Genomic DNA, 900 nt, shown 5'->3' on the forward strand with positions numbered 1-900 from the left:
TGTTCGGTGGTGGTCGCCTTGACGTTCACCCGGTTCAAATCACATTGCAGATCGGCGGACAGCACGGCGCACATGGCGTCGATATGGGGCGCCATCTTGGGGGCCTGGGCGATGATGGTCACATCCAGGTTGCCGATGGCATAACCCGCCTTCTGTACCCGGGCAAAGACATCCCGCAGCAGGATGCGACTGTCGATCCCCTTGAACTCGGCAGCGGTATCGGGGAAGTGGCGACCGATGTCACCGGCACCGATGGCCCCCAGCAGGGCATCGCTCACCGCGTGCAGCACCACATCGCCGTCAGAGTGGGCAACCAGCCCCTGCTCGTAGGGAACCGGCACGCCACCCAGCATGCAGGGGCCAACCCCGCCAAACTTGTGTACATCAAAACCATGACCAATGCGCATCATAAGAGACGACCTCCCGACATGCTGAAACCAACCCCATCAATCTTGTGCACATCAAAACCATGACCAATGCGCATCATCAGCGGCAACCTCCCAACATGCTGAAACCAACCCCATCAATTTTGTGTACGTCCACACCATGTCCAATCCGGATCATGCTAACTCCTTGTTCGGGCCTGTTTGTTCGAGACACTCTGCTCTGAACGGTCTGTTCTGACTGAGGGGCTTATGCCTGCTGGCTTAAAAACAGCCCCGCCAGCGACAAATCTTCCGGCCGGGTCACTTTGATATTGTCGGCGCGCCCCTCCACCATCCGCACCGTGAATCCGGCCCGCTCCATGGCGGAGGCCTCGTCGGTGATGGTGGCGCCCAGCAGCAACCCCTCTTCGAGCGCCCGTTTCAGGGCACGGGTCGGAAACATCTGCGGCGTCAGGGCATGCCAGAGCTGCTCGCGCTCGACGGTGGCGATGATATTGCCCTCCCCATCGGAGCG

At 60.2% G+C, this 900-nt stretch carries 2 protein-coding genes; both read right to left on the reverse strand.

The features are described from left to right. Window positions 1-410: 2-C-methyl-D-erythritol 2,4-cyclodiphosphate synthase (gene ispF, locus G5253_RS20470; RefSeq protein WP_421204170.1), on the reverse strand; the 410-nt coding region annotated here is incomplete at its 3' end. 223 nt (window positions 411-633) lie between these two features. Further along, the coding region (locus G5253_RS20475) for a 2-C-methyl-D-erythritol 4-phosphate cytidylyltransferase (protein ID WP_421204172.1) at window positions 634-900 on the reverse strand (267 nt) is incomplete at its 5' end.

The sequence above is a fragment of the Aeromonas sp. 602658 genome (genome assembly GCF_049173005.1).
GTDB classification, from domain to species: domain Bacteria; phylum Pseudomonadota; class Gammaproteobacteria; order Enterobacterales; family Aeromonadaceae; genus Aeromonas; species Aeromonas veronii_A.